The organism is Dokdonia sp. (genome assembly GCF_039945015.1).
Classification (GTDB): Bacteria; Bacteroidota; Bacteroidia; order Flavobacteriales; family Flavobacteriaceae; genus Dokdonia.
The window spans coordinates 474,789-499,038 of sequence record NZ_JBDUXP010000030.1; the positions used below are offsets into that span (position 1 = coordinate 474,789).

Consider the following 24,250-nt stretch of genomic DNA (forward strand, 5'->3'; position numbering starts at 1 on the left):
TAGAAATATACTCTATACAAGAATACTATTTTGGTAGTCCAGCAGATGTGTCTTTTGTAAGCAAAAACTTATAGTATTTTGTAATTCCATTTTGTGTATAAGAAACAACAGCTTCATCTCCAGTAAGTTCAAAAACATTTTTAGAAACTATTTCTTGTTTTGGTTTCTCTTTTGGAGCACTATCATAAAAAGGAGAGTTAACTTCTCTATTTTCTCCAGTATCAATATGACCAGAGTATACTTTATCACCATTACTTATTAAATCAACCGCATAATTTTTATAATAAAGACTATCTAGTTGTATCGCTTCATTAGAACTAGGGGCCATGATAATGTTTATTGTATATCCAGCTCCTCCTCCTTTTACACCAGCAACCCATTTTGCATATGTAGCTTTTGTAAAAACCAAAGCATTTTCTTTTTCAAATTGAGGGCTTTTGTGTCCTCCACAGCTTATAAGAATAATAGCTGTTACTATAATAATAGGTGATATAACTGATTTCATGATTCGATCTTTATTGTTAATAGCATTCAATTTTGATGCCATAAACTATACCGTTATTTGATAGTATAAATCTAGTTGAAATTATATATCCTCACAACATTTATAAGATTCCTAATTTAAAATAAATTATTAAAGGGTTTTCTAATGCTTTTTAGACATTAGAAAACCCTTTATATACTTTAACAGTGATTCTTTAAGCGGACTTATCCATAAAGACTTCTGATAACTGATCTATGGTAACGGGCTTTATTAAAAAGTCTTTTACGAGGTTTATTGTTTTTGATCGTTCTATATCTGCAGGGTTTATAGAAGAGCTTACAATATATAAAGTAGAATCTTTTAATTCAGGAAAGTTGTATTTACTTAGATTATTAAGAAATTGCCATCCATTCATAACGGGCATATTTAAATCTAAAAGAATCACTTGAGGAATTTTACGTTCCTCTAGCTTTTTTAAAGCACCAACAAAGTAATCAAGAGCTTCTTTTCCGTTTTTAAAGATGAGCAAGTTTTTTACAAGATTGCGCATATTAATAACCTTTGTTATAAGATTTACATACATATCATCATCATCGATGATACACGCCATTTCTATTGGGTATTTCATTTTAAGGAGTTAATGAAATTTATAATTTAGTTACTTGTATTCTATAATTGTACTGTAAACTTTGATCCTTTACCAACACTACTTTCTACTGTGATCTTTCCTCCTAAGGATTCTATTTGGCTTTTTGTGAGAAAAAGCCCAAGCCCTGTTGCATCGTCATTATGATGAAAAGTCTTATACATTTGAAAGAGTTGTTTTCCATGTTTATCAAGGTCAATTCCTAGACCATTATCTTTAACCACAAGATAGTTCTTTTTGTCCTCTTCGTATGTAAAAATATTTATTTCTGGATCTCTATCTGGATGTTTATACTTTATTGCGTTAGTAATAAGATTATGTAAAATACTTTCTAAATAAGCAGATACATATGGAATTTCTTCAACCTCAGAGAATTCAGTATAATACACCACTTTGTTTTGAAGACTTATTTGTCTAATAGAATCTGTAACTCTTTTGTACACATCTTCTATATTTATGATCTCTTTTTCTTTGTTTATGTTCGTTTGTAATGTTACAATTTCATTTAGATGTTTTAATGTAACATCTAAGTTTGTTGCAATTTTTGAAAAATTAGCAAAAAGTTCTTTTTGTTCTTCATCTAGGTTTTTTGTTTCAAAAAGGGCAGTAGTTAGTTGTAAATTACTCACATGTGACCTCAGATTATGGGAGACAATATGTGCAAAGTTATAAAGTCGTTTATTGTGTCCTTCTATAAGATCTAAAGAAGCTTCTAATTGTAATTCCTTTTTCTTTTCCTTATCTATACTTTGAAAGACACCTCTAATTCCTATAATTTCTCCTTCATTATTTGTGACTGGTTTTCCATAAGCTTTTGCCCAAAATACTTCTTTGGTAAAAGTTACCATTTTAATTTCGGTAGAAAACGATTCCCCTTGAGCACAACCAAAAAATAGATTCGTTGCTTTTTGCATATGCTCTTCAGCATAAAATAAATAAGATTGTTTTAATGTAGGTATATAGCTATCAGGAACTTGTAGAATCTTTCTTGCTTGTTTATCGAAATAACTTTTTTTATTTAGAAAGTCAACGCTCCAACCTCCAGCTAATGTAAGATTAGAAATTTCTTTATAATAAAAGTCATCCATAGTAAAGAGGTTTTCTTTTACTATAGGTGTATTTTTTTGGGTTGTATATAATCGTTTTTTTAAAGATTTTAACTCCATACAATCGAAATTGAACGTTGTAAGGTAGTTTTTTTTTTTGAGTTTATATGTTTTTTAAAAAGAAAATTGGTATTTCAGCGATAAAAATATGTGTTTTATCGATTATTATAACTATTGATGTAATAAAAAACAACAAAACATTAAAGACTTGCGCTTTCTATTATTATTCAAGTTGTACTGTAAATTTAGCACCTTTACCTAGTTTACTTTCTATAAAGAAAGATCCTCCTATAGCCTCAACTTGACTTTTTATTAGAAAAATTCCTAATCCTGGTTTATCCTCGCCATATGAATATGTTTTATATGTTCTTGATAATAGATAATCTATTTTATGTTGATCCAAGCCTACTCCATTATCTTTAACAACAAGGTATTTTTTACCATCTTCTTCATATGTAAATATGTTAATCTCATTTTCTCTATCTGGATGTTTATTTTTCAAGGCATTAATAATAAGATGTAAAAGAATGTTTTTTAAATAAATTGGGATATATTCAACAACTTCGACTTCTGAGAATTCGGTATAAAATATTGTTCTTTTACAATAAGTAGATTGCTTTATTTTAGTAATAACTTCATTATAAACTTCTTGTATTAAAAGCCGCTTAGGCTCTTTGTGTACATTTTGTAAGGAGGTAATAGTGTTAAAATGTTTTAAAGTGCACTCTAAATTATCACTTATGCTTTTTATTTTTGACGTTAGTTCTTCTTGATCCTGTGTTGAGCCTTCTAGGTCTATTAATCTAGATGTAAGTTGTAAACTACATATTTGAGCATTTAAATTATGGCTTACAATATGCGCAAGTTGATGTAACCATTTATTGTGTCCTTTAATACGTTTGAGAGATTCTTGTAATTTTAATTCTTTCCCTTTTTCTATCTCTATATTTTGAAAAACACCACGTATTCCAATAATTTTTCCGTGTTCATTTTTTATTGCTTTTCCTTGCGCTCTAGCATAAAATACAGCCCCCGTATAAGTCATCATCTTTATTTCTGTCTTAAACGATTTTCCTTGTGCACAAGAATTAAACAAAATAGTTGCTTTTTCTATTTCATCAGGAGCATAAAAACGATAACCATCTTTTAAAGTAGGTGTATAACTAGAAGGAACTTTTAACATTTTTCTAGCTTGTTTGTCAAAGTGAGATTGTTTTTTTTCAAAATCTACACCCCACCCACCAGAAAGAGTGAGTTCTGAAAGTTCTTCATAACTATAACGGTCACATAAAAACCGAATAAAGTCAGGAGATGCGTTTTTTGAAGCTAGTGTATTACTATAGCTCCATTTTTTAAGTAGCATATATTACGATTTGGGACTCATAATATATTTAAATTATATAATAAAAACTAATATTTATAACTCTTTGTTGTTGATATACAGTAGTTTAGAGGGATATCCGTATTGCTTTTACGTATTTCCCTCATCTCGGGTTCAAAAAATGAAATGCCTATTTTTAAAACGTCAGATTTACACTCAGAAAGAAACTTATCATAAAACCCTTTTCCGTAACCTACACGATTACCTTTAGTATCATAAGCTAATAATGGTATAAAAACGACATCTATTTTTTCTGGAGCGATTTCAATACCATCTTCAGGTTCAGGAATACCATAGTTATTTATAACAAACTTTGTATTATCTGTCAGTAAATAATGTTGCATTGTATGTGTTTCCATATTGCTTTTGGATACCAAAATATGTTTGTCTTTTCCTTGAAGAATGTTAAGAATATAGGTAGTATCTATTTCTTTATGTCTTGTAATGGGGATAAAAACATGATAGTATTGATGGTCCCAAATATCTATTTCAAGCAATTTGTTTGCTATTTTGAGACTTTTTTCATCAATATCTTGCGCAGATAAGCTAGCACGAAGTTTTTTATACTTCTTCCTCAGATTCGGTTTTTCCATATCTAGTAGCTTTATCTGTTGAAATATTAAAAATAGCATCTCCTTGATATACTAGAGATGCTTCATTTACATTTATAATGTATCCTGCATGGGGAGCATTAACTGGATATCTAAACTTCCCGTAAGGATCTGTTATAGTAGCAATGTGTTGTCCTTTTTCTATAAATTGTCCGCAAGTAACTTTTACGTGCATTAGTCCACTATATTTTGCACGCATCCATCGGGTTGCTTCTACAACGACAGAAGGCCTTTTTATTTCAGGAATTTCTATGGTTGATCTCATCATTTTTAAATGATTTAAAAAATAAATAGCTCCATTTACTCCTATTCTAGCAATTTCTTTATCACTTACTTTTGATTTACCCCCTTCGTATAGTAAAATAGGAATTCCTAACCTTGAACAAGTAGCACGATACGATTTTGGTATTGTTTTAGAATGTAGTGTAAAAGGGGCATTAAATATTTTTGCAAATTGTGCGGCTTCTATATTTTGTGGACTTATACGTATTTGTGCAGCATTAAAACGACTTGCTCCTCCAGTATGAAAATCCAAACAATAGTTTGCAATAGGAAGTATTTTTTTTACAAACTGATAAGCAAAACGACTTGCTAAAGACCCTCTAGGATTCCCTGGAAAAACTCGATTTAAATCTCGACCGTCGGGAAAAGCACGTTTCATATCCAAAAACCCAAAAATATTAAGAACAGGAATACATATAATGGTTCCTATTTTAGGTTTATTAATTTTTTTTGCAATGATTTGCCGTACAATCTCTACACCATTTATTTCATCACCATGAATTCCAGAAGTTATAAGAACTACAGGACCTGGTTTTTTTGATCGCTCTATAATGACGGGAATTTCTACTGATGAGGTAGTGTATAATTTTGCAAGATTAAAGTTAATGGTAGCACTTTGACCAGGAAGAATTTCTTGCCCTAGTAGCGTAAGTATATTATCAGAATTTATAAATGCCATGTATAGTCTTATGTATTTCTCTCAATATAGGAAATAATTGCTGTTGCGATATCTGTACCTGTTGCTCTTTCTATACCTTCTAATCCGGGAGACGAATTTACTTCTAGTATTAAAGGGCCTCTAATACTTTGTAGCATATCGACACCAGCAACTCCAAGTCCCATAGATTGTGCTGCTTTAATTGCAACGCTTTCTTCTTCTTCAGAAAGTGTAATGATTTTTGCAGTACCTCCGCGATGTAAATTTGATCTAAATTCTCCTTCTTTTGCTTGACGTTTCATAGCGCCTACGATTTTTCCATCTACAACAAAAGCCCTTATATCTGCACCTTTTGCTTCTTTAATGTACTCTTGTACGATCACTCTAGCTTCTAAACCATTAAAGGCTTCTATTACAGATTCGGCGGCGTTTTCGGTTTCTGCCAGTACAACACCGAGCCCTTGAGTTCCTTCTAATAGTTTTATAACCAAAGGAGCTCCCCCTACATGTCTTATAGCATCTTTTACATCTCTAGAGTAATTTGTAAAAATAGTCTTAGGGAGTCCAAGTTTTGCTTTTGATAGGATTTGTAAACTTCTGAGTTTGTCTCTGCTTACTATAAGGGACTGTGATGTCGTGGTGGTAAAAGCACCCATCATCTGAAACTGTCGTACTACTGCAGTTCCATAATAAGTAATAGAGGCACCTATGCGAGGAATTATGGCATCTGTAGTATCGAGATGACGTCCTTTATAATAGACTGTCGGATTCTTTTTTTCAATAATCAAATCACATTTTAAAGGATCTACCACCTCTACACTATGACCTCTTTTTAAACCCGCTTCTACAAGTCGTTTTGTCGAGTATAAATGTGGATTACGAGAAAGAATTTTCAGATTCATATAACAAAAATTTAAAAGGAATCGTTTTTATAATTAATGCTTTTTGGTCTTTACTATTGTTTACAACACTTCTGCAATTTACATATTTTCAGGGATGTGTTTTATTAATTTATTTAAGAAACCTTTAATCGTGTTTTAAACGTTTTTTAACTTATTGGGATTGTTTCTTTTTACGCTTTCGCGAAAGCGTACTTTTTATGCATAACTCATAGGGTCTATCCAAGAGAATATATATCTTTGAGTATGGCACTTTCTAAGCTCGAGATACAATTAAAAACACTTCCTTCAAGTCCAGGGATATATCAGTATTATGATAGTGAAGAACGGTTGTTATATGTAGGAAAAGCTAAAAATTTAAAAAAAAGAGTACTCTCTTATTTTAATAAAACATTAGATAACGGTCGTATCCGAACGATGGTTAAGAAGATAGATAAGATACAACATATTGTTGTTGAGACAGAGACAGATGCGTTACTTCTAGAAAACAATTTGATTAAAAAATACCAGCCAAGGTATAATGTACTTCTTAAAGATGATAAAAGTTATCCTTGGATTTGTATTAAAAAGGAACGATTTCCTAGAGTATTTCCCACCCGACGTCTTATAAAAGATGGTAGTGAGTATTACGGTCCTTATACAAGTATGAAAACCGTTAAGACATTACTTGACCTTATTAAAAGCTTGTATAAACTTCGCACGTGTAATTATGATCTCTCTCAAGAAAAAGTAGCTGCAGGTAAATTTAAAGTATGCTTAGAGTACCATTTAGGTAATTGTGAAGGAGGATGCGAAGGAAAACAAAGCGAAGAAGACTATCATAAGCATATAGAACATATACGACAGATTGTGCGAGGAGATTTTAAATCATCACTACATCAGTTTAGAGAGCAAATGCAAAAACACGCTGCTGCTATGGAGTTTGAAGATGCACAGCGTATTAAAGAAAAACTAGATATTCTTGAGAACTATCAAGTAAAAAGCACTGTTGTAAACCCTAAGATCACTAATGTAGATGTGTTTTCTATTATAAGTGATGAAGGGTATGGGTATGTAAATTTTTTACAATTATCCCATGGAGCTATTATTAGATCCCATACACTAGAACTTAAAAAACGCCTAGATGAGACAGACAAGGAACTGTTAGAGTTAGGAATTATAGAAATCCAACAACGATTTGATTCTCAATCGAAAGAAATATATGTTCCTTTTGAGGTTGAAATAGGTGATGAGATAAAGAGAACAATCCCAAAATTAGGAGATAAAAAAAGGATTTTAGAGCTTTCAGAACGCAATGCCAAGTATTATAGAATGGAGCGTTTTAAACAAACCAAAATTGTTGATCCCGATCGTCATACCAATCGGATTATGGCTCAGATGAAAGTTGACTTAAGGTTATCAGAAGAGCCACGACATATAGAATGCTTTGATAACTCTAATATTCAAGGAACAAATCCTGTAGCAGCATGCGTTGTTTTTAAAAATGGGAAAGCTAGTAAAAAAGACTACCGTAAATTTAATATCAAAACGGTAGAAGGGCCAGACGATTTTGCAAGTATGGAAGAGGTTGTTTATAGACGTTATAAAAGATTACTTGAGGAAGAAGAACCTTTACCACAACTCATTATTGTAGATGGAGGAAAAGGACAACTCTCAAGTGGGTTAAAAGCATTAGAGACATTAGGGTTGCGTGGCAAAGTAGCTATTGTAGGCATTGCAAAACGACTAGAAGAGATTTATTATCCAGGAGACAGTATCCCATTATATCTTGATAAAAAAAGTGAGACACTTAAAATTATTCAGCAATTGCGTAATGAAGCGCATCGTTTTGGAATCACTTTTCATAGAAATAAAAGAAGTAATGCTGCGTTAGGAACAGAACTGGAAACCATTATAGGAATAGGAGAAAAAACTATTATAACCTTGCTTAAGCATTATCGTTCTGTTTCTAAAGTAAAAACAGCAACAAAAAAGAGCCTTATAGAAGTTGTAGGCTCGGCAAAAGCGGCCATTATTTATAATCATTACCACTTGAAAGAATGAAATTAAAACTCACATTCTTATTACTCTTTATAGTGCTTTCTATTTGTGCTCAAGAAAAGGGTGCTCAAGATATAAAAGTTGGCCTTGTTCTTAGCGGAGGCGGCGCAAAAGGGCTTGCACACATTGGTGTTCTTAAAGTACTAGAAGATGCTGGAGTACGTGTAGACTACATAGCTGGGACAAGTATGGGAGCTATTGTAGGAGGACTATATGCATCTGGTTATAGTGCAACACAATTAGATTCTCTTTTTAGATCAATAGATTTTAATAAAGTAATTCAAGATGAATTACCTCGTAAAGCAAAAACTTTTTATGAGAAAGAAGCTTCAGAAAAATACGCAATTTCATTGCCCTTTGACAACTTTAAATTATCACTCCCCAAATCTCTTTCAAAAGGACAAAACATCTACAACTTACTCGTAAGATTATTAGAACATGTAGATGACACCAGTGAATTTAAAAACTTACCCATTCCATTTTTTTGCGTAGCAACAGACATAGAAAAAGCAGAGCAAGTTGTACTTGACTCTGGATATTTGCCAGATGCTATAAGCGCTAGTGGAGCTTTACCCACGCTTTTTAGCCCCATAATGTTAGAAGATCGAATGCTTATTGATGGAGGTGTTGTAAACAATTATCCTATAGATGAATTGCGCGCAAAAGGAGTAGATATCATCATAGGAGTAGATGTTCAAGATGATTTACGTAAAAGAGATGAACTTAATACAGCTCCAGAAATATTATTACAGATTAATAATTATCGTACTATCGAAGAGATGAAGGGAAAACGAAAGGATACGGATATATATATTCGCCCAGATATTTCAGGTTATACGATTGTAGATTTTGATAAGAAAAATGAAATCATTGATCTAGGAAAAAAAGAGGGGTTGTTGCAACTAGAAGCTTTAAAAGATATTGTTAAGATGCAAAGTACGCTTTCGCGAAAGCGTATAGAGAGACCTAAACTTAAAGATAGCATTACAATAAATGCTGTTACCTTAAGAGGGCATAAAGATTATACAAGGTCCTATATCTTGGGGAAATTAAAATTGGATTTACCAGTTACATTAGACTATGAAAGTTTTAATAATGGGATTAATAACTTATCTGCGACAGAGAATTTTGAACGTATAGGACATCGTTTTCAATCTATACCAGAAGGGCGATTATTAAAAATAGACATACAAGAATCAAAAAGTAAACAATCTATAGGCTTAGGATTACATTATGACGACTTATATCGTAGTGCAGCACTTGTAAACTATACTAGAAAGCGAGTTCTTTTTGATAATGATATTGCCACGTTTGACTTAATTATAGGAGATAACATTAGATATGCGTTTAATTATTATATAGATAAAGGATATTATTGGAGTGTCGGGTTTAGATCTACCTATAATACATTTAATAAGGGTGTGAGTGCAAGACTTGTAGAAGAGGTAAATAATGTTGACTTAGGAGGTCTAACCAATGTCACATTGGATTATCAAGATTTGACAAATCAAATTTATTTACAAACCCTTTTTGTTAAGCAATTCTCTTTGGATCTTGGAGTTCAACATAAATTTCTCGATGTAGAGACAGAAACAGTAGATGATGATGATGATATACCAGGATCTGTTTTTGAAAAAAGTCATTTTTTTGGGGCTTATGGTCAACTTAGGTTTGACTCCTTAGACAATAAGTACTTTCCAAAATCAGGTTTTTATTTTGATGGGGATTTTGATCTCAATCTTTTCTCATCAGATTTTAATGATGATTTTACAGAATTTTCTATTGCAAATGCATACTTTTTATATGCCGAAGATATTACTTCAAAATGGACGCTACTTACAGAAATAAGTGGAGGTTTTAAAGTAGGGGGAGAAGATTTGAGATCATTAGATTTTTTCTTAGGGGGATACGGCAATAAGAAAATTAATAACCTTATCCCTTTTTATGGATATGATTTTATTAGCGCAGGAGGCGATGGATATGTAAAAGCTGGATTTTCTATAGATTATGAATTTATAAGAAAAAACCATTTTAATATAGCAGCAAATTATGCAAATATAGGATACGATCTTTTTTCTTCAGATCGCTGGTTATCAAGTCCAGATTTTACAGGATACGCTATAGGGTACGGAATGGAAACAATCATAGGCCCTCTAGAATTAAAATATACTTTTAGTCCAGAAATAGATACTGGAGAATGGTTTATTGCGATAGGTTTTCAATTTTAATCAATAAAATCATGTTTTTAAGTTAAAATTATGAATAATTGTCAATATTTTAACAATATTACTTAAAATAATGGCACGTTATATGTGTTTCATAATAAAATGTTTAACTAAAACCTATTTATTATGAGAATCATCATTGCAACGATCGCCACAGCAGCTATTTTACTAACTAGCTGCACAAAAAAACAAAAAGAGACAACTCCTAATGCTTCATCTACAACAGTAGAAACAAAGAATGAAATATCTTCAGAAAAACCTTTATTAGCACAACTAGATAGCTCAATAGAAGCTCCTGCTGTTCCTTTATTTTATGTAAATGCTACTAGTGGACTTTCTTTAAGATCTGGAACAAATTTGCAATCTAAAAAAATACTAACGCTTCCTTATGGAGCTCAAATAACCCACATAAGCTCACCAGAACATACGACAATGACAGTAGGAGGAATTACTGGTGATATGATAGAAGTAGAGTATCAAGGTGCCAAAGGGTTTGTTTTTGATGGATACCTTACAAGGCTTGCTCCTCCTCAGGATGGAGAATCTGTAGACGGATATGCAAAACGTATTTCTACAAAAGATAATAAAGTAAAAGTGACAACGGTTAAAAGTCCGAAAGGAGATATATATGGAATGACAACAAGCATCGAATTACCAACAAAGAATTGGACAGAAGCATATAGAATCACCAAAGAATTATTTGATTTACCAAAGAGTCTACAGCTAGATCTTACATCAAAAAAAGAATCAGAGGTCGTGGGTAATGTAAATAAAAGAGAGAAAATATTTAAGGATGAAATTGCAGTAAATAGATCTTCTGCATCAGAGATAAAGTCTATTATTTATACTTATCAATTAAGAGATTATAGTCGCTCTGTAACGATTGTTAAAAGTAAGAAAGGGTTTATTGTAAAAGAAGTTGAAACTTCTAAATAAGATATTATTTATACCATCAAAAAAAGCGTTCATTAGAACGCTTTTTTTGTTTTCTTATAAGATAAAGTCTTATACTTCAGAAACTCGTAACGTATTTACCATGCCTTTTTCTACTATAGGCATTGCAGCAAGGTTAATAAGCATATCTCCTTTTTTTACAAAGCCCATATCAAATGCAATTTGATTTACATCTTCTACCGTCTCATCAGTACTTACGTATTTATCATAAAAAATAGCTTTTACTCCCCATAATAGATTGAGTTGTGTTAATATTCGTCTGTTTGATGTAAAGACTAGGATATGCGCTTGAGGTCTCCACGCCGATATTTGAAATGCAGTATATCCACTATTTGTTAATGTAGAAATTGCTTTTGCGCTTATTTCATTTGCCATATGAGCGGCATGGTAGCAAATGGCTTTTGTAATGTATCTTTTTGTACGAATATGCGGCGGGTCTTGCGGTACCTGGATGAGGTCAGAATCTTCTACGTTTTTAAGAATAGAAGTCATTTTTTGAATAACTTGTACTGGATATTGTCCAACAGATGTTTCTCCACTTAACATAACAGCATCGGCGCCATCCATAACAGAATTTGCAACATCATTTACTTCTGCACGAGTAGGTGTAAGACTAGAAATCATAGTCTCCATCATTTGGGTTGCAATAATTACAGGAATACGCGCTTTTTTTGCTCTTAATACAAGTTGTTTCTGTATAAGAGGAACTTCTTCGGCAGGAATCTCTACACCCAAATCACCGCGGGCAACCATTAATCCGTCACAATAAGCAACAATTTTATCTATATTTTCTACCGCTTCTGGCTTTTCAATTTTTGCTATAATAGGAATTTTATGCTCAGAATGCTTATCTATTATTGCTTGAAGTTGCTTTAAATCTTCTGCATGACGTACAAAAGAAAGTGCTAACCAATCTACCTTTTGACTTATAGCAAAAATGGCATCTTTTACATCTTTTTCTGTAAGTGCCGGTAATGAGATATTAGTATTGGGAAGATTTACTCCTTTTTTAGAACGTAATGGCCCTCCTTGAATAACTTTTGCTTCTACTTCGTTTTTACCATCAGTTTTTACGACTTCAAACATAAGTTTACCATCATCTAGTAAAATACGCTCGCCTTTTTTTACATCTTGAGGGAACTTTTTATAGTTCATATAGACGCGATTCCTTGTTCCTTCAAACTCTTCTTTTGTAGAAAATGTAATTTTGTCTCCCGGATTTACAACAACCTCTTCTTTCATGCGTCCTACTCTTAATTTTGGACCTTGAAGATCTGCAAGAATAGAGGTATTATGACCGTGTTTTTCACTTAGCGTTCTGATCATTTTGATGCGTTCTATTACATCTTCATAATCTGCATGCGAAAAATTAATTCTAAAAACATCAACCCCTTCTTGCATCATTTTTAAGAGGATCTCTTTGGTGCTCGTAGCTGGCCCTAAAGTAGCAACGATTTTGGTTTTTTTTCTAGTTGGCATTATTCAAAAATTAAGTTTTCTTTTGTTTTAAGTTGAGCTATATCAATAGTATATGCTGTGACAATCTGTGGTATTTGATTAAGAGCTTTTAACGTTTTTTCTTGAGCAAAAGAACTTCCGTCTTCACATACTTTTAATAAATAATCTACTCGGGGTAAATCTTCTATAAAAAACCTACGCTCTATAGCATTTTCTGATTCAAATAAACCAGACAAATCACTACTTTCTTTAGTGATTTTTGTGCGATTACTTAAAAGATGATAGGTAATATATTGTTGTTGATTATGATATTCATACATAGGAAACTTAGCAGAAATGGTATTGTTATTTATTGTCAAATCTTTTTGACCCCTACTAAGTCTAAGATTTAAATGCTTATTTAGTAAATAAGCGAGATAATAAGACTCTATAACCCCATGTATAGCAATAAGTGTAAAATCATACCCAAAATCATCTTCTAATACTAACTTAAATGTCCCCATAACATTACTACGAAATTTAAAGATACATAAAACTACCCTTACTGTATATGGTTATTTATGACAATCTTCCATAAAAAAGTACGCAAACGTTTGAGTTTTGTAATTAAGGAGAAGTTTTATGCTGGAAGTGTAAAAGAAGCGATCGTTCCTTTGGTATGAGTGCTCTCAATAGATAGTATACCTTCATGTATTTCTACAAACTGTTTAGATAAAATTAATCCTAAACCAGATCCTTTTTCTTGCATTGTTCCTTTTTGAGTAGTAATTTTTGTTACATCAAAAAGATGAGTCAAATATTCTTCAGGAATACCAATACCAGTATCCTCAATACTAAATGAAAAGAATTGATCGATTTGGGATAGTTCTATAAGGATGATACTTTTACTATGAGAGTATTTAATTGCGTTTGAAAGTAAATTGCGTATAACAGTCGCTATCATGTTTTTATCTGCTAGTACTTTTATATCCGTACTTGCTTCTATAACGACATTTATATTTTTATGAAGCGCCTGTTGTTTTTGAATTCTAACTTGATCTTTTACAATACTGAGGATATCTATTTTCTGAGGGTTATAATGTATGTTCCCTGTTTGGATTTTTGACCATTTTAATAAGTTATCAAGAAGAGATAGACTATTCTTACTTGAATCTTCTAAGGCACCTATGATTTGAGTTGTTTGATTACTCGAAAATTGTTCTTCTTTAAGAACATCCAGAAAATTTACTACAGAAGAAAGAGGACTTCTAAGATCATGAGCAATGATTGCAAAAAATTTATTTTTAGTTGCAACAAGTTCCGATAGTTCCTTTTTCTGCTTGGCTATAGTTTTGTTTTTACGTTTATAAAAATACAATTGGATAATTACAAATAGCATAAAACCTAATAATAATAAATACCATAAAACTAACAGGAGTAGTACGATGGGGTTTCTTTTATTTGTTTTCTTATACGCGGTTTCTATGATAAACTTTTTATTGAAAAAGGGGATTTTTGTGCTAATAAAATCAGAATCTTGTGCCTCAAAATTTCTCCAATATTGTGCATCTTCCTTGGTGTTATATATGTGCCCTCCATCATAAACACGTTCTCTATCAAACTCAACACCAGTTGATGTTTTAAAGCGAAATACAAATTGTGTAGTATCTATGTTGTTATATAAACGATCTATAATAGGTTTGAAATCTTTTATTATAGAAAAATAACCTAAGTTTTTATTTTCTTTATCAAGAACACCAAATGCTATAGGCAATCCTACACGTCCTTCAACAATGTTATAGGGGTTAAAAGCAACATAATGATTGTTTTTTATCTTTTTTTCCATGACCTCGATTCCTTTTTTATTTACGAGACTTTCAACAGAAGTACCAATAAGATTACTAGGATTAATCTGATCTTTAGTAAAGGAATACTTGAAAACATGAGTTGTATCAACATAGGATATGACATAACTGTCGTCTACAGGAAGGCTTGAGAATTGATGGTTTATAAAATTATATAGTTCTTCTTGAGATGGAAATTGATCAGAAAATTTAGTGTATGAACGTATTCCGGACATTAACGTTGCATAATTGTTAAGAGCTTCATGAAGTTCTGAAGCTGCTTTTTTGTTTAAGTTTTCTAAACGGATTTGTTGGTTTGTTTTTTCCTTTTCTAAGATATAAGAATCAGCCCAAAACACAAACAATCCGCTTACAATAGCAAACAAGGCAAAAATAGAATAATATTTTTTAGGCAGGCGTATGAACATGTAGAGTAAAGGGACTATTAAACAACAAATGTAAATAAAATCTTAAAAAAGAGCTTTATTTGTTTTCTATTTGTCGCTGAAACGCATAAAAAGAACGCTTAGAGGCTATTTCTTCTGCTTTTTTCTTAGAAGTTGCCCTAGCTCTTGCGACTATCTTTCCATCGACATATAGCCTAACAGCAAAATGTTTTACAGTATCTTTTCCTGTATCTTCAAAAGTATCAAATTTAAAGATCTTCTTTTCTTTTTGACACCATTCAATTAATACACTCTTATAACTTATAATACGCCCTTCAAGTTTTTCTATATCAACATAAGGTTCTATGACACGTTTATATATAAATTTTTTACAATAAACATAACCTCTATCTAGATAGATAGCCCCTATAAGAGCTTCAAAAAGATTCCCGTGTATATTTACGCCAAAATTCTCTTTAGGAATGCTAGCTTTTACGTATCGGAGTAAATTAAGCTCAGCACCTAACTCGTTTAAATGTTTTCTACTTACTACTTTTGATCGCATCTTAGTAAGATAGCCTTCATTACCACCTTGCACTTCTTCAAAAAGATGTGCAGCTATAACGGCTCCCAGCATGGCATCTCCTAAAAATTCTAAACGCTCATAGTTTAAAGGGTTCCCATCTTCTTTTTTAAGACCCAAAGAACGGTGGGTAAATGCTTTTTCATAATGTGCAATTTCTTTAGGTTTAAAACCTAAAATACTTTGCATACGCATAAAAAAAATCCCGTTCATGTCTGAACGGGAAGAAAATATATTTTTTATGGCGCTCATAGTATTAAGCGTCCATTTTTTTAAATAGGACACAAGCATTATGACCTCCAAAACCGAAGGTATTACTCATGGCTATATTAATTTCTTTAGGTTGTGCCTTATTTAATGTAAGATTAAATGAAGGATCAATACGTTCATCTACAACACTATGATTTATTGTAGGAGGCACTAGACTATGCTTCATAGCTAGTATAGAAGCAATAGCTTCTATGGCTCCAGCAGCACCTAGAAGATGCCCTGTCATAGATTTTGTAGAATTGATATTAATGTTTTTTGCGTGATCTCCAAAAACCTTTGAGATAGCTTTTAACTCTGCAACATCACCTAGAGGAGTAGAAGTTCCATGCGTATTAATATGATCTACATCTTCTGGACTCATTCCAGCATCATTAAGACAATTATGCATGACTCGTTCTACACCAATTCCATCAGGATGCGGTGCAGTCATATGATATGCATCACTAGACATCCCTCCACCTATAACTTCTGCATAGATATGAGCTCCTCTTGCTTTTGCATGTTCATATTCTTCTAATATTAATGCACCAGCACCTTCTCCTAGAACAAAGCCATCACGTGTTGCATCAAAAGGTCTTGATGCAGCTTGTGGATCGTCGTTTCTAGTAGATAATGCATGCATTGCATTAAATCCTCCCATTCCTGCTTGTGTTACGGCAGCTTCACTTCCTCCAGTTACAATAATATCACAATGCCCTAAACGTATATAGTTCATAGCATCTATCATTGCATTTGCAGAAGAAGCACACGCAGAGACCGTTGTATAATTAGGTCCCATAAAACCGTGCTTAATTGAGATATTACCAGGAGCAATATCTGCAATCATTTTAGGAATAAAGAATGGATTGAATCGTGGTGTTCCATCGCCTTCAGCAAAGTTGATCACTTCATTTTGAAATGTTTCTAGACCACCTATTCCAGCACCCCAAATCACACCTACTCTGAATTTATCAACTTTTTCTAAGTCAATTCCAGCATCATTGATGGCTTCGTCTGAAGCCACCAATGCATACTGGGCAAATCTATCTAACTTTCTAGCCTCTTTACGGTTAAAGTGGTCTAAAACGTTGAAGTTCTTAAGTTCACAAGCAAATTTTGTCTTGAACTTTTCTGCATCATAATATGTAATAGGAGCACACCCACTTTTTCCTGTAGATAATCCATCCCAGTACTCTTGAATATTATTTCCTATTGGTGTAAGTGCACCAAGTCCAGTAACTACTACTCGCTTTAACTCCATAAATAATAAGACTTATTTTGCCTCTTCTATATATGATATTGCTTGACCTACGGTAGCAATGTTCTCTGCTTGATCGTCCGGAATCTGAATATCAAATTCTTTTTCAAACTCCATAATAAGTTCAACAGTGTCTAGTGAATCGGCACCCAAGTCGTTTGTGAAGCTAGCTTCGGTTACAACTTCGTTCTCGTCTACACCTAATTTGTCTACGATAATCGCCTTTACTCTTGATGCAATGTCTGACATAATTTCTAAATTTAATTTTTAATTAAGTCGCAAAAATAACAAACCTTTATGGTTTGACCACTTATTGCCACATAAATATGAAGGTAATTTACATAAATATTAAATAAGTTCTCTATAAAAAACCTTCAAATTGTTAATAATAATCGTTTGTTTTGCACATTATAACAGGATCATAAAGATATGAAACGTATTGTAATTTTTGCGTCAGGTAACGGTACAAATGCCCAGCGTATAATAGATCATTTTAAGGGGAGTACGGATGCCCAAGTCGTGCAAGTGCTCAGTAACAACAAGAATGCCAAAGTTTTAGAACGTGCAAATAAGAGTAAAATAAGTGCTTTTAGCTTTAATCGCACAGCATTTTATGACACAGATGACGTGCTACATCTTCTTAAGACAGTTACACCTGACATTATTGTACTTGCAGGTTTTCTGTGGCTATTTCCAGAAAAGATAATTACGATGTTTCCAGATAAAATTATTAACATTCATCCAGCACTTTTACCTGATTTTGGAGGTAAAGGTATGTATGGAAAGCATGTACATGAGGCTGTTTACGCTTTCGCGAAAGCAAATAAAGGCAAAAAAACATATACAGGAATCACAATTCACAAGGTGACTCCAGAATATGATAAAGGAGCATGTATCTTTCAAGCTAAAGTTGAGGTGACACAAGAAGACACTCCAGAAATGATAGCTCAAAAAGTACATCAACTAGAACATAAACACTTCCCTGAGGTGATTGAGGACTTGTTATTTGACACTAAATAATGATGAAATTTTCGCGAAAGCAGAGATAAAAGATCTTCGATTATGACGAATTAATATGGCAAAAAAAGAAAAATTTTACGTCGTTTGGCAGGGAAAAAAACCTGGAATATACCTTACCTGGAAGGATTGTAAGGCCATGACCGATGGATATACAGGTGCTCAGTATAAATCTTTTCTCACTTTTGCCGAAGCAAAAATTGCTTATAATAAAGATTATGCAGACGTAAAAGGATCGTCTAAAAAAAAGAAAACTCTTTCTGCTGAAGAAAAAGCCAAATATGGAGAACCTAATCTATACTCTATAGCCGTAGATGCTGCTAGTTCTGGAAATCCAGGCGTTATGGAATATCGAGGAGTAGATACTCAAACAGTAAAACAACTCTTTCATCAAGGACCTTTTAAACAAGGAACAAATAATATAGGAGAGTTTTTGGCATTGGTACATGGACTTGCCTATCTTAAAAAAATAGGGAGCGATCGTATTATTTATTCTGACTCACGTATAGCTATAGGGTGGGTAAAAAAGAAAGCGTGTAATACAAAACTTCAAGAAAGCCCTCGCAATAAAGATGTATACGATCTTGTACGTCGTGCAGAACAATGGCTTAAAACAAACACCTATACAACAACCATTGTAAAGTGGGAAACAAAGGCTTGGGGAGAGATACCTGCAGATTTTGGAAGGAAGTAATCACTTTAACATCCCAATGTGTAATTTTTTTTAAGTTTACCCCACTAAAGCCCCGCTATGAAGACATTGTTTTATCTTACCCTTTTTGTGTTACTACCTTTGAGTACAAGTGCTCCAGGGAAATGGAAGCTTAAAAAATCAAAAGATAATATAGAGATTTATACACGCGCATATCCGGATAGTCCCTTCAAAGAATTTAAAGCAACCTCTATTATAGACACAACATTTGATGCTCTTTTACAAGAATTATACGACGCTCCGACATATACACCCTCTTGTGACTTTAATGTGAGTTATCGTATTCTTAATGATTCTGATGATTCGCGGTTTTTTTACTATAAACAAGAAATGCCTTGGCCTATTAAAGATAGAGATGTTGTGACAGAATTAAAACTTGTCGAACAGACAGAAGATAGAATCTTATTATCTATAGAGACCGTTTCTGACATACTTGATCTTGAGGATAACTGTTTACGTATAGATAAACTCTCAGGTTTCTGGTTATTAGAACGAGAAGATAATGGGATAAGAGCAACACAGCAAATACATATGGACCCAGGAGGAAGCGTGCCTGCTATTATTGTAAATCCGCTACTTGTTAGAGGACCATTTAAGACATTTACAGAGTTACACCGTAAATTAGATTCATATAAAGAAATGACTCAAAATTGAACTAAGATTTCGTGTTTTTCTTTTTTTTTAAAACTATATCTTTGCAAAAAAAAATAGATGAGTAAATTAGTTATTGTTGGTACGTGTGCATTTGATGCTATCGAAACTCCTTTTGGTAAAACTGATAAAATTCTTGGTGGTGCGGCTACATTTATAGGTCTTGCAGCTTCTCAATTTAAAGTAGACTCTTCTATTGTATCTATTGTAGGTGAAGATTTCCCACAAGAATATATGGATCTTTTGACTAATAGAAATATTAACCTAGAAGGACTTGAAGTTGTAAAAGGAGGAAAAACATTTTTCTGGAGTGGTAAGTATCATAATGATATGAATACACGTGACACACTTGTAACAGAATTAAATACACTTGCAGACTTTAATCCACAAGTCCCAGCTGCATATCAAGATGCTGAGATTGTGATGTTAGGTAATTTACAACCTACAGTTCAATTAAGTGTGATCGAGCAAATGAGTAATCCTAAACTAGTTATTCTAGACACAATGAATTTCTGGATGGATATCGCACTAGAAGAGCTTAAAACAACACTTAAGAAAGTAGATGTTATTACAATTAATGATGAGGAAGCTCGTCAATTAAGTGGAGAATACTCATTGGTTACTGCAGCACGCAAGATTCAAGAAATGGGTCCTAAGTATGTAGTTATTAAAAAAGGAGAGCATGGCGCATTATTATTTCATAATGATGAAGTATTCTTTGCACCAGCACTTCCACTAGAAGAAGTATTTGACCCTACAGGAGCAGGAGATACCTTTGCAGGAGGATTTGCAGGGTTTTTAGCACGTAGTGGAGATATTACCTTTGAAAACATGAAACAGGCATTGATTTATGGATCTTGTCTCGCCTCGTTTACTGTAGAAAAATTTGGAACAGAACGGCTAGAAAATGTAACAGCCGAAGAAATAAGAAAACGTCTGCAACAGTTTAAACAACTTACGCAGTTTGAAATAGAACTTAATTAATACTGATGCGCTCCAATTTTGGGGCGCATTTGCTTTTACTATTAAAGTATACCTACTATGAGTGATGCAATAAAGCATGAATGTGGAATCGCCCTAATACGATTAAAAAAACCGCTTTCTTTTTATAAAGAAAAATATGGTACAGCATTTTATGGAGTAAATAAAATGTATTTAATGATGGAAAAACAACACAACCGTGGTCAAGACGGCGCTGGGTTTGCAAGCATTAAATTAGACATGGCACCAGGACAACGTTATATCTCAAGACAACGATCTACAGAGCAACAACCTATACAGGATATCTTTGCTCAAATAAATGGTCGTATTAATGAAGTTATGACAGAAAATCCAGATCGTAAAGATGATGTAGATTGGCAAAAAAGTAATGTTCCTTATCTAGGAGAAGTACTTATGGGACATGTACGTTATGGAACTTTTGGAAAAAACAGTGTCGAAAGTGTACATCCATTTTTACGCCAAAACAATTGGATGCATCGTAACCTGATTGTTGCAGGTAATTTTAATATGACAAATGTAAGTACGCTTTTTAATAAGCTTGTTTCATTAGGACAACACCCTAAAGAACATGCAGATACTATTACTGTCATGGAAAAAATAGGGCATTTTCTCGATGATGAAGTTGCAAAACTATATAAGAAGTTAAAGAAAGAAGGATATAATAAACAACAAGCCTCTCCTCAAATAGCAGAACGCTTAAAGGTTGAAAAGATCTTAAAAAGAGCTTCAAAAGATTGGGATGGAGGATATGCTATGGTAGGCCTTTTAGGTCATGGAGATGCTTTTGTATTAAGAGATCCAGCTGGAATTCGTCCTGCTTATTATTATGAAGATGATGAAGTAGCTGTTGTGGCTAGTGAACGTCCAGTAATTCAGACGGCATTTAATGTCCCTTTTGAGGAAGTAAAAGAATTAGACCCAGGAAAAGCGCTTATCGTTAAGAAAAATGGAGAATTAAGTATTAAAAAAGTATTAGAACCGCTTACGCGAAAAGCATGCTCTTTTGAACGCATTTATTTTTCAAGAGGGAGTGATGCCGAAATATATAAAGAACGTAAATTATTAGGAAGACTTTTGATGCCTGAGGTACTTAAAAGCATAAACCATGATACAAAAAACACAGTATTCAGTTTTATTCCAAATACAGCCGAAACTTCTTTTTATGGCTTGGTAGAAGCAGCCCAAGACGAGCTTAATAGACAAAAAGGTCAAGAAATACTTGAAGCAAAAGGAGATATCGATCAGGCAGGTTTAGAACGTATACTTTCGCGTAGATTAAGAACAGAAAAGATTGCTATAAAAGACGCAAAACTTAGAACATTTATAACAGAAGACAGTAGTCGTGATGACCTAGTTGCTCATGTATATGACGTAACTTATGGTGTTGTTAAGCCAGAAGACAAGCTCGTTATCATAGATGATAGTATTGTAAGAGGAACAACACTTAAGAAGAGTATAATTAAAATGATGGCCCGTCTTAATCCTGAAAAGATTATTGTAGTTTCTTCTGCACCACAAATACGTTATCCAGATTGTTATGGGATTGATATGGCAAAGCTAGAAGACTTTATTGCTTTTAGAGCAGCGATAGTACTTCTTAAAGAAAATGGAAGAGAAGAGATGATTAATGAGGTCTATGAAAAATGCAAGGCACAAGTAAATCTTAAAGATAAAGATGTGCAAAATTTTGTAAAAGAAATTTATGCTCCTTTTACAGATGAAGATATCTCTGCAAAAATTGCAGAATTGCTTAGTGATGAAACGGTAAAACCAGAGGTAGAAATCATTTATCAAACAGTAGAAAATCTCCATAAAGCATGCCCTGAAAATTTGGGTGATTGGTATTTTACAGGAGACTATCCTACCCATGGAGGGAACCGTGTTGTAAATAGAGCTTTTATAAATTATATGGAGGGTAATAGTGCTAGAGCCTATTAGTTTGGTCTTAAGTAAATCACAATTCGCTTCATTATTTGTGTATTTGGTCTAAAAATCGTGTATTTGGTCTAAAAGATGTTGCACGGTTGTAAATCAGTACTATATTAGCAAAGCCATAGCATAAGTAGGTTAAGTTCATGGTAGATTTGGGGCAAAAAAAGGTGGAACTTTCCGCCTTTTTTTATGCCATAAAATCAACCCTTATTTTAATTAAGACCTCTTCCTGTTTTCTTTCTGCAAATTCCTTCAATTTATATACCTTTACAAAAACAGTTTAATACACCATGGGACAACTCCTTTTTTGGGCAACTATTTCTATTTTCTTTTCATTTTTATGTTCAATATTAGAAGCAGTGCTTTTAAGCATTTCTCCTACATTTATTAATATTAAAAAAAGTGAAGGTAAGGGATATGCTTCTCGACTTGAAGAATTAAAGAAAGATGTAGATAAACCTCTCATTGCAATACTTACATTAAACACACTTGCGCATACCGTGGGAGCGATGATGGTAGGTAAAGTAGCTTCAGGCTTGTATCCTGACTTTGAATTTTTAGGAATTAATTTTGTTGGACTTGTATCTGGAATTATGACATTTCTTATACTTGTAGCCTCAGAAATTATTCCGAAAACGATAGGAGCTACCTATTGGAAACAGTTAGCAAACTTTACAGCAAAAGCACTCAAAGTCTTAATATTCCCTCTTAAATGGACAGGAATTCTTTGGTTATTACAACGCACTACAAAACTTGTAGGAGGCAAAGGTCATGGTAGTGTATTAAGTAGAGAAGATTTTACTGCGATGGCACAAATGGCTAGTGATGAGGGTGTTTTTGAAGAATCAGAAAGCAAAATCTTAAAAAATCTACTTTCTTTTAAAGAAGTGCTAACAAAGGATGTAATGACTCCTCGCACTGTTATGAAATCAGCATCTTCATCGACAACCATAAGTGAGTTTTTTAAAGCAAATCAAGAATTACGTTTTTCTAGAATACCCGTTTATGAAAAGAATATAGATCACATTACTGGTATTGTTTTAAAGAGTGAAGTTTATAGAGAGATGGCACTTGATAACCATGAAAAGACATTGGCAGATATTCAGCGACCTATAATGATTACAAATCGAAACCTCCCTATACCAGAACTTTTTGAAGAACTTATCTCTACAAAGAATCATTTAGCGCTTGTTGTAGATGAGTATGGAACCACTAGTGGATTAGTAACCATGGAGGACGTTATAGAAACCCTATTAGGTTTAGAGATTATGGATGAAAGTGATCATGTTGCAGACTTACAAACTCTTGCTAGAAAAAACTGGGAAAAACGAGCAAAAGATTTAGGATTATTAGATGAAAATACGCTCTCTGATGAATAAGAATATAATACTACTATTTCTTTGTTTAATACCCATGATGACCTATGCTCAACAAAACAACCCTAAAGATGCTTTTTTAGAAAAATGGAATAATTCTAAAGAGTATTTAATTGCTATTGCAGAAGCAATGCCAGCAGAACATTATACATATGCTCCTACTGAAAGAGAAATGAGCTTTGGAAATCAATTATTACACATGAGAGGTAATATGCTCTGGCTAGGAACCACATATTTTTCAAACAAAGCATTTGATAGAGCATCACTTACTAAAGATACCCCAAAAGAAAAAGAAGACATTATCAAGGCGTTAAAACAATCTTTTGACGATGTGTATGCTTTTGTAGAGAAGACTCCTTCAGAAGACTTAAAAACAACAATACAGTTTTTTGCAGGACCTAAATCTAAGCTTCAAATATTAAATTTGTTACAGGACCATCTTACACATCATAGAGGGCAGATTATCGTCTACCTTAATCTTAATGATATTGTTCCTCCAGATTATAGCGGGTGGTAA

The 24,250-nt window shown here is 33.1% G+C and carries 23 protein-coding genes; 10 read left to right on the plus strand and 13 right to left on the minus strand.

The annotated features are described in order from the left end of the window. Positions 1-25: 25 nt before the first annotated feature. The 7 genes from ABJD27_RS21980 to rimK form a co-directional block, all read right to left on the minus strand. The gene (locus tag ABJD27_RS21980; protein ID WP_348164713.1) at positions 26-505 is read right to left on the minus strand and encodes a hypothetical protein; all 480 of its coding nucleotides are present in this window, start codon (positions 503-505) and stop codon (positions 26-28) included. 193 nt (positions 506-698) lie between these two features. Next, positions 699-1,112 (minus strand): response regulator, encoded by a 414-nt coding sequence (locus ABJD27_RS21985; RefSeq protein ID WP_348164716.1) that lies wholly within the window; start codon positions 1,110-1,112, stop codon positions 699-701. Between the two features lie 41 nt (positions 1,113-1,153). After that, positions 1,154-2,296, minus strand: coding sequence for a HAMP domain-containing sensor histidine kinase (locus tag ABJD27_RS21990; protein WP_348202095.1), 1,143 nt, complete (start codon positions 2,294-2,296; stop codon positions 1,154-1,156). Positions 2,297-2,459: 163 nt separating this feature from the next. After that, entirely contained in the window at positions 2,460-3,599 is a 1,140-nt protein-coding gene (locus ABJD27_RS21995) for a HAMP domain-containing sensor histidine kinase (RefSeq protein WP_348164721.1), read from the minus strand. A gap of 47 nt (positions 3,600-3,646) precedes the next feature. Next, the gene (locus ABJD27_RS22000) at positions 3,647-4,210 is read right to left on the minus strand and encodes a 5-formyltetrahydrofolate cyclo-ligase (RefSeq protein WP_348164724.1); all 564 of its coding nucleotides are present in this window, start codon (positions 4,208-4,210) and stop codon (positions 3,647-3,649) included. After that, entirely contained in the window at positions 4,179-5,189 is a 1,011-nt protein-coding gene (locus tag ABJD27_RS22005; protein ID WP_348164727.1) for a succinylglutamate desuccinylase/aspartoacylase family protein, read from the minus strand. The genes ABJD27_RS22000 and ABJD27_RS22005 overlap by 32 nt, the downstream gene beginning before the upstream one ends. Positions 5,190-5,197: 8 nt before the next feature. After that, positions 5,198-6,070 (minus strand): 30S ribosomal protein S6--L-glutamate ligase, encoded by an 873-nt coding sequence (gene rimK / locus ABJD27_RS22010; protein ID WP_348164730.1) that lies wholly within the window; start codon positions 6,068-6,070, stop codon positions 5,198-5,200. 243 nt (positions 6,071-6,313) lie between these two features. Between rimK and uvrC the strand changes: the two genes are divergently transcribed. The 3 genes from uvrC (at position 6,314) to ABJD27_RS22025 (ending at position 11,268) form a co-directional block, all read left to right on the plus strand. After that, a complete protein-coding gene (uvrC, locus tag ABJD27_RS22015; protein WP_348164733.1) occupies positions 6,314-8,110 on the plus strand; it encodes an excinuclease ABC subunit UvrC in 1,797 nt (598 codons plus the stop codon). Then, positions 8,107-10,335 (plus strand): patatin-like phospholipase family protein, encoded by a 2,229-nt coding sequence (locus tag ABJD27_RS22020; RefSeq protein WP_348164736.1) that lies wholly within the window; start codon positions 8,107-8,109, stop codon positions 10,333-10,335. Before uvrC ends, ABJD27_RS22020 begins: the two co-directional genes overlap by 4 nt. A 123-nt stretch (positions 10,336-10,458) precedes the next feature. Then, positions 10,459-11,268 carry a hypothetical protein gene (locus ABJD27_RS22025; protein WP_348164739.1) on the plus strand — a complete coding sequence of 270 codons (810 nt, stop codon included), beginning with the start codon at positions 10,459-10,461 and terminating at the stop codon, positions 11,266-11,268. A gap of 69 nt (positions 11,269-11,337) precedes the next feature. Here ABJD27_RS22025 and pyk read toward each other — a convergent pair whose 3' ends face one another. From pyk to ABJD27_RS22055, 6 genes are all read right to left on the minus strand, one after another. Then, a complete protein-coding gene (pyk, locus tag ABJD27_RS22030; RefSeq protein WP_348164741.1) occupies positions 11,338-12,765 on the minus strand; it encodes a pyruvate kinase in 1,428 nt (475 codons plus the stop codon). After that, a complete protein-coding gene (locus ABJD27_RS22035; RefSeq protein WP_348164744.1) occupies positions 12,765-13,247 on the minus strand; it encodes an IPExxxVDY family protein in 483 nt (160 codons plus the stop codon). The genes pyk and ABJD27_RS22035 overlap by 1 nt, the downstream gene beginning before the upstream one ends. 116 nt (positions 13,248-13,363) lie before the next feature. Next, positions 13,364-14,995 carry a HAMP domain-containing sensor histidine kinase gene (locus ABJD27_RS22040; protein WP_348164747.1) on the minus strand — a complete coding sequence of 544 codons (1,632 nt, stop codon included), beginning with the start codon at positions 14,993-14,995 and terminating at the stop codon, positions 13,364-13,366. Positions 14,996-15,050: 55 nt separating this feature from the next. Beyond that, positions 15,051-15,788: a ribonuclease III gene (gene rnc / locus ABJD27_RS22045; RefSeq protein ID WP_348164750.1), complete on the minus strand. Its 738-nt coding sequence runs from the start codon at positions 15,786-15,788 to the stop codon at positions 15,051-15,053. Positions 15,789-15,792: 4 nt separating this feature from the next. Beyond that, on the minus strand, positions 15,793-17,046 hold the full coding sequence (fabF, locus tag ABJD27_RS22050) for a beta-ketoacyl-ACP synthase II (protein ID WP_348164753.1): 1,254 nt from the start codon (positions 17,044-17,046) through the stop codon (positions 15,793-15,795). A 12-nt stretch (positions 17,047-17,058) separates the two neighbouring features. Continuing rightward, positions 17,059-17,292, minus strand: a complete 234-nt coding sequence (locus tag ABJD27_RS22055) for an acyl carrier protein (RefSeq protein ID WP_008269813.1) — start codon at positions 17,290-17,292, stop codon at positions 17,059-17,061. Between the two features lie 180 nt (positions 17,293-17,472). On the opposite strand from ABJD27_RS22055, the gene purN reads away from it, so the two are divergent. The 7 genes from purN to ABJD27_RS22090 all read left to right on the plus strand — a co-directional run bounded on the left by purN (position 17,473) and on the right by ABJD27_RS22090 (position 24,250). Further along, positions 17,473-18,063, plus strand: a complete 591-nt coding sequence (gene purN, locus ABJD27_RS22060; protein WP_348164756.1) for a phosphoribosylglycinamide formyltransferase — start codon at positions 17,473-17,475, stop codon at positions 18,061-18,063. Between the two features lie 55 nt (positions 18,064-18,118). Next, positions 18,119-18,754 (plus strand): ribonuclease H family protein, encoded by a 636-nt coding sequence (locus tag ABJD27_RS22065; protein ID WP_348164759.1) that lies wholly within the window; start codon positions 18,119-18,121, stop codon positions 18,752-18,754. A gap of 57 nt (positions 18,755-18,811) precedes the next feature. Continuing rightward, entirely contained in the window at positions 18,812-19,426 is a 615-nt protein-coding gene (locus tag ABJD27_RS22070; RefSeq protein ID WP_348164762.1) for an START domain-containing protein, read from the plus strand. 57 nt (positions 19,427-19,483) lie between these two features. Further along, positions 19,484-20,407: a PfkB family carbohydrate kinase gene (locus tag ABJD27_RS22075; protein WP_348164765.1), complete on the plus strand. Its 924-nt coding sequence runs from the start codon at positions 19,484-19,486 to the stop codon at positions 20,405-20,407. Positions 20,408-20,464: 57 nt separating this feature from the next. After that, a complete protein-coding gene (locus ABJD27_RS22080; protein WP_348164768.1) occupies positions 20,465-22,363 on the plus strand; it encodes an amidophosphoribosyltransferase in 1,899 nt (632 codons plus the stop codon). A gap of 284 nt (positions 22,364-22,647) precedes the next feature. Further along, the gene (locus tag ABJD27_RS22085; protein WP_348164771.1) at positions 22,648-23,736 is read left to right on the plus strand and encodes a hemolysin family protein; all 1,089 of its coding nucleotides are present in this window, start codon (positions 22,648-22,650) and stop codon (positions 23,734-23,736) included. Then, complete coding sequence (locus ABJD27_RS22090; protein ID WP_348164774.1) at positions 23,729-24,250, plus strand: DinB family protein; 522 nt, start codon at positions 23,729-23,731, stop codon at positions 24,248-24,250. The genes ABJD27_RS22085 and ABJD27_RS22090 overlap by 8 nt, the downstream gene beginning before the upstream one ends.